This is a genomic window from Nostoc sp. (assembly GCF_041747015.1).
In the GTDB taxonomy this organism is placed as follows: Bacteria; Cyanobacteriota; Cyanobacteriia; order Cyanobacteriales; family Nostocaceae; genus Nostoc.
The window spans coordinates 1-5947 of record NZ_JBGTFY010000204.1 but is presented as its reverse complement, the minus strand read 5'-3'; the positions used below and the strand labels follow the sequence as shown (position 1 = coordinate 5947).

The following is a 5947-nucleotide window of genomic DNA, read 5'->3' as shown; positions in this document are numbered from 1 at the left end:
GAGGGCGACGGGGACAGCACCCCCTGGGCGCAACAACAGAGAGCCAATCTGAGCCGCCCCAACCTCCCCAGGCTGCTTTTTATTCACCACCTGCTGGAGGGTGGCATCACTGACCATGTAAACCTTCGTCCCTGGCTGCGGCGGTTTGCGGGGGTTCAAAAAGCCCAATCCAGGGTGGAAGTAGCCAATCACCTCCACAGTCACTTCATAGATCTCGGGACTGGCGTACTTGAAGCCAACCAAGGCAGCGATCGCTTGCGGCTCAATTTCCGTATCCGCAAAAATGCGATCGGGTAGATGATCGACCAACCGGCAGGCCGATATCTTACCCAGAATCGACAAAGTACTTCCTGGCTCTTGCACCAAGTAATAGATAAATTCACCAATTTTGACCTGCCGGGTATCAGCCGTAATAAATACGTACTGATTGCCATTTTCTCCCGGTCCTTTCACCGTCCCAACCACACTGGGTCGCAAAGAAGCCGGAGCAGACTGCGCTTGAGCCATGGAATTGTTCCCGTGGTTTGACTGTTTAATCAATTTAATCAATAGTAGTCGAGCTTCAAACTACTTTTACAGCTATCTGACCCGGAGATGCCCAAGCACTTATAAATTGCAAGTCAGACAGACCAACAACGTGCCCGCTTGAAAGCTGCTTAAACGATTCTAGGCCATTAGATAAAGATTGCAATGGTGGCCGGGAAGAGGGGTGGGGAGCCAAATGCTGAGAATACCCCTACCCCCACCACTGAACTAGACAAATACATACACCATGTATTGCATACTCGCCTCTATTAGTTTTCAGAAAAGTCCTTATCGTAGTAAGCGTGAATTAAAAGATTTGCGTAATGAATTATATCAACACACTGAATGGAGAAAAATAGAATCCTTCAAGGACCTTATATTCACCGTTAAATTAAAGTTGATAGCTGTGATTGAGGAAATAGAGAGAATTAGTTAATCATTAGTTTGTTTAAGAAATATATACTTTTGATATTATTGAGCTTAGTCGGGAATACTAAGCTGTACTCAGTTATTACTGGGTAATTAATAAAAAGGTTTTTGAGTACAGCAATCATGGCAACCATCTATTTAATAGTTTGAGTTTTCTTCCCTATAGTTTTTGTTGTGTTTGCTTACCTTATTCTTTATGAAAGAACTAGAAGCCATGCTAAAAGTATTGTTTTTAAGTTCTTGTCAATCTTAAGTAGTATCTTTCTTGGGTGTCAAATTAATATTTCTTCCCCGTCCCGGAAAAGATCAACCAAGAAAGAAGTAAAAAGCAAAAAGGAAAAAAGGAACAACAAAGTCACCATCAATGAAGGCTTATCAAGAAATATAGCAAATACAAGCATTAATACTTCCGAACTACGATTACCTTATTGATATTAAGTATTAACCTATTTTTAGGACTGAAAACAATGCAGTTAATATTCAACCATAAGTATCGTCTCTATCACAGATTTGTCCATGTTCTCACACTTGTTCTAATGTTGACTAGTTGCAATTCTCGCTCTAGTGATGATGCAATTAATTTAACACCAAATATTCAAATTACAGAGGAAGCCTATAAGAGTGAATGGGTCGATAATTATGGTAATCAGTTATTTTTCTCTACCTATCCGTATAACCTCCCTACAATATTTACATTAATGCCAGATCCTGCTTACTTTGGACTGACTGGTGATTCACCAGATTCAAGAATGTTTCCAGACGACTACGATTTTAGTATTGATTCATTTCTTGCTTACCAAGTTATTAATAACAACGGCCTAATCATGTTTTATGGACGTGCTAACAGAGCCACCGTAGGTCTGGATGAAGAGACATCTAATCCGAATTACGGATGGCGAACAGCTTGGACATATTTCCCAAAATGTTCATTTAACTTAAGCGATCATCCTATTTCTTTACGAGCACCTTTCTATAACTACTATCGTAGAGCTAATGAATATTTTGACTCAGTTAATCTTAATAGTTTAAAATTTGTTAGCGATTACCACTATAACTATAATTACGAGCTAGGATCAGATTATACACTACCTAAATCAATTCCCGCTCAAACAGGAGTTTGCCAGTTTCAACTGGTAAAAAATGAATTCTTTAAAGAAGGAGAAGGGGAAAATACTTTAACACGTGGGAACGCTCAGTTTAGTCTCTCAATTCTTCGTACTTTTCGCTTAGTATCACGAACTAAACTTAAACGTCCAAGACTTAGGTCTACTCGCCAGCAATTTTTAAGAATGCTTGATGATGTTCAATAGAAAATATGCTCAAATACTTTATATATCACCCTTTCGTGGGTAATTTATATTTAAGTTTCTGGAACTTCTAAATATGCGTTGTGTCCCGCATAGGATTGATTGACCACTGCCCTGCTATTGCCTACCCATCTAGCAATATCTTTATCTGGTATATTCTTCTCTAGGCATAAAGTTATAAAAGTGTGTCTTGTATTGTATTGGGGTAAATATTTTTCGATTTTTCCTTCATTAGCAAGTTTTCTAACTAAACCAATTCTTTCCCCCTTTTTTGTTTCGCATTCATTCCAGATACATGCATTGAAGTAGTGGGCGTTTATTTCACCACCCTTAACTGCTGGAAATACAATCATATCTTCAGTGCAGTTCTCAGGTTTTATACTTTTAAGCAAGTTTTGCAACCTGGGATTGCACTTGAACTTACGACTTTTATGTGTTTTAGTATCTTTCCTGATTTTTCTTGAGGATACATTTACAGTCACTTCTGAAAAAGTGATAATCGTACATTCGTCATTAATATCTTTCCATCTTAAACCGATTGCTTCACTAGTCCTGCTTCCAGTCCAAAACCAAAATTTTACTATTGAAGCATAATGATTTAGCTGAGGATGATTTTCATATGCATCAATAATTGTATTCTGGTCCTCTTCTGAAAAATGTTCTGGTCCATCATCTGTTTGTGACTTAATTACCCTAATTTCAGATGCCATTTCAGCAAATGGATTTTTGGTAATAAGCCCTGACTTTAATGCCCATTTACAACAGGCATTTAATTGAGTCAAAATTCTTTTTGTCCTATATGGCGAATTATTTTTGATTAAGTAATCACGAATAGCAATTGCTTCTTCAAGTTTTTTTGTGGGTAGTTTTTTGATGTGACTGGCTACATTTACAAAAGTAATTTCTCGTGTAGTTACGCTTACTTGATTCCATTTGAACTTTTCGTGTTGTTCCCATAGTTGATCTAGTTTGGGAGCTACTTGTTTTCTTTCTTCCAGCTCAGGAACTGCGTAAGCTGCTCTTTCTGGGAAGTATTTTTTTTTGCTTGTGTCAAAGGTTCTAGCAGCAATGTCCCTGTCTACCCACTCAGCCTTGTCCGCCGCAAGCTCCCATACTCCCGGTTTGTTTGCCTTCCCTACACGGAACTCGTAGCGCTTTTTCTGGTACTGACGGCGAAATCTAACAGTCCCGTCGTCATCCTCGATTCCGACCTTCCTGTAGTCCTCAGAGACTTCTATAGAGCCTGGTCTAGTCATAGGTAGATCCTCAGTGATGATGGTAGGGAATTTCCCTACCACTTTCCTACCATATTTACCTAGACAACACAAGCCCTTACCACTAACTTTAGAACAAGCCTCAACTCTATGTGTGTCTAGAACGGAGAGGGAGGGCTTCGAACCCTCGTTAAAGTTACCCTTAAACAACATTTCCAGTGTTGCGCCTTCAACCACTCGGCCACCTCTCCAGGGGATAGTGTGTTACTGACCGCAAGTATGCAATATTAGCAGAACCTGGGCTACTGCGGAGACTTCCAGTATGGTTTTCTTTCAAGTGCTTTGTCCATACTTAACCTAAATCGAACTAGGCTAGAGCTGTCTGACCTTTTGATCAATCTATGACATCCTTCTACTCAGTCCACATCCATAACCGTCAAACTGATACTCATTCTAGCGTCCAAGTTCCAGTCGATCGTTATATTCTTGAGAGTGCTGAAGATCAAGGCGCTGAACTTCCCTACTCCTGCCGCAATGGTGCCTGTACAACTTGTGCAGCGCGAGTGTTATCAGGGGAAGTATATCAGCCGGAAGCAATGGGACTGTCTCCCAAACTCCAAGAACGTGGCTACGCTCTATTGTGTGTGAGCTATCCCCGCTCACCCTTGAAAGTTGAAACTCAGGATGAAGACGAAGTGTATGAGCAGCAGTTTGGCCGTTACTTTGGTCAAGGTAAGGTTCAAGTTGGACTTCCACTTGATGAAGATTAAAATTTTACTCCTAGGTAGCAGAGTTTTAATCTACGTGTTTTCAAACGTTTAAGACTACTAAGAAAGTTTTCGAAGATCGCTCTGCTTTCCATAGTCATTTATGGCAAATTCTATGACTAAAAGTAAGCGATCTCTATCAGTTGGAGTAGCTCCCTTATGAAAACCAAATGTGTCCTCCACAAATCCAAAACCAGCCTCACCGCAAACAGTCATTATAGAATCAGCACCATAGTAGTTAATAAGATTTTTTTCGTCACATGGTCCACGTAGAAGTTTATGTAAAAGCTTCTTTTTTTCATGACTACCACTAACGTAGACGTGGGGACCGCTAGATAAACCCACATCAGTTATATAGAAGAAAAATTTAAGGAAGCGATAATCATCCAGATCGTAGTGAAACACTTGAGTACGTTGGTGAACATTTTGAAATTGCTCATAAGGTGTTGTCTTCCTTGCAAAACTCCACCAAAGATTATTTCCTTGATGTACTGGATCAGCCTTTAAATATTTAGCAGCAATTTCTAATAACTTTGGATCACTTTCAAGCTTTCTAATAGCTGGACAAAGTAGAGCTGTATTGTAATACCTACCGAATACGAAATTTCTTTCATGCTTAGTTTGTGCTTGCTCTTTCTCAAGGTAGTAAAAGCCAGGTTTGCCCTCACCATGGTCATAACAAGTTGTGTACGTAGCAAAGTCAAGTATTTCTTGAACAATGTTTCGCGGTAGATTAATGCCTAAGTAACAACCATCTTTTTTTAAATATTCAACAACTTTATCCACATTAATACAGTTAAATAAAGAACAATTATCCTCAATTGCTTCATGTGATTTAGAAGGGGGGTTTGAGAAAGAAGCTGCGATAGAACGTATAGTCGTGAACCGACCAATTTTACGCATTAAAAGCCATCTGGGATTTTTATTCAAACCCCCATAGCATTCCTTGAGGTCGGTGACTAATATTCTAAATACGTAATAAAGTTTGGAGCCAACTCTAAACCAATAACTTTGTAAAGACTTAACCAAGAGTTGCTCCTCTAAAACATAATTTTAGCTACAGATCCCCCCATATATCACTTGCTACAAGAACACAAGCAGAGTGGTATGTCCATCCTTATGAGCCACTTATGACTTCACTGATGAATATGAGTCAAGAGCCAAAATCTGCAGGTCCTTACAGCGGTGGATACGCTACAACAAAAACTAATTTATGTAAAGATTTAATATTTACAAGGTTGTAGAGACTAAATGACCCAGCATCCCTCATGTCAAATTTTCCTGGACATTGCGACGGAGGCTGCCTTGACTGGAGGCGCTGTTTTGCAAGCTTACTGGGGAAAACTAGAGGATATCCAAGAAAAGGGACGGCTAGGGGACTTGCTGACCGAAGCGGATCAGGCAGCCGAAGCTGCTGTCCTTGAGGTTTTGCAGCGGCACTTTCCTGAACACCAAATTCTGGCAGAAGAATCAGGTCACCGAGGACAACAAAGTCGCTATCTCTGGGCGATTGATCCCCTGGATGGCACTACAAACTATGTCCACCAGTATCCCTTTTGGGCCACCTCTGTCGCCCTGCTAATTGATGGTATGCCCCAGGTGGGGGTAATTTTTGATCCATATCACAGTGATTTGTTTCAAGCTGCAACCGGACTTGGAGCAACCCGTAACCGCCGTCCGATTCAAGTATCCACAACAGTTGAAC

The 5947-nt window shown here is 40.3% G+C and carries 6 protein-coding genes and 1 tRNA gene; 3 read left to right on the top strand and 4 right to left on the bottom strand.

Translation table 11 applies throughout. The annotated features are described in order from the left end of the window. Positions 1-507: hypothetical protein (locus ACEW80_RS16945; RefSeq protein ID WP_373527711.1), on the bottom strand; the 507-nt coding region annotated here is incomplete at its 3' end. 983 nt (positions 508-1490) lie between these two features. Here ACEW80_RS16945 and ACEW80_RS16940 point away from each other — a divergent pair. Continuing rightward, positions 1491-2264 carry a hypothetical protein gene (locus ACEW80_RS16940; protein ID WP_373527710.1) on the top strand — a complete coding sequence of 258 codons (774 nt, stop codon included), beginning with the start codon at positions 1491-1493 and terminating at the stop codon, positions 2262-2264. Between the two features lie 50 nt (positions 2265-2314). Here the strand turns inward: ACEW80_RS16940 and xerC are convergent, their stop codons facing one another. Next, positions 2315-3517: a tyrosine recombinase XerC gene (xerC, locus tag ACEW80_RS16935; protein ID WP_373527709.1), complete on the bottom strand. Its 1203-nt coding sequence runs from the start codon at positions 3515-3517 to the stop codon at positions 2315-2317. A 122-nt stretch (positions 3518-3639) separates the two neighbouring features. Next, a tRNA-Ser gene (locus ACEW80_RS16930) sits at positions 3640-3726 on the bottom strand. A gap of 150 nt (positions 3727-3876) precedes the next feature. Here ACEW80_RS16930 and ACEW80_RS16925 point away from each other — a divergent pair. Then, positions 3877-4245, top strand: a complete 369-nt coding sequence (locus ACEW80_RS16925) for a 2Fe-2S iron-sulfur cluster-binding protein (protein ID WP_373527708.1) — start codon at positions 3877-3879, stop codon at positions 4243-4245. Positions 4246-4302: 57 nt separating this feature from the next. On the opposite strand, the gene ACEW80_RS16920 is transcribed toward ACEW80_RS16925, so the two are convergent. Next, positions 4303-5271, bottom strand: coding sequence for a phytanoyl-CoA dioxygenase family protein (locus ACEW80_RS16920; RefSeq protein ID WP_373527707.1), 969 nt, complete (start codon positions 5269-5271; stop codon positions 4303-4305). A 222-nt stretch (positions 5272-5493) separates the two neighbouring features. Between ACEW80_RS16920 and ACEW80_RS16915 the strand changes: the two genes are divergently transcribed. After that, positions 5494-5947: inositol monophosphatase family protein (locus tag ACEW80_RS16915; protein ID WP_373527706.1), on the top strand; the 454-nt coding region annotated here is incomplete at its 3' end.

Bases quoted from the DNA above. Each gene is read 5' to 3' on its own strand.
- ACEW80_RS16940 (WP_373527710.1), top strand. From the start codon at position 1,491: ATGTTGACTAGTTGCAATTCTCGCTCTAGTGATGATGCAATTAATTTA.
- xerC (WP_373527709.1), bottom strand. From the start codon at position 3,517: ATGACTAGACCAGGCTCTATAGAAGTCTCTGAGGACTACAGGAAGGTC.
- ACEW80_RS16925 (WP_373527708.1), top strand. From the start codon at position 3,877: ATGACATCCTTCTACTCAGTCCACATCCATAACCGTCAAACTGATACT.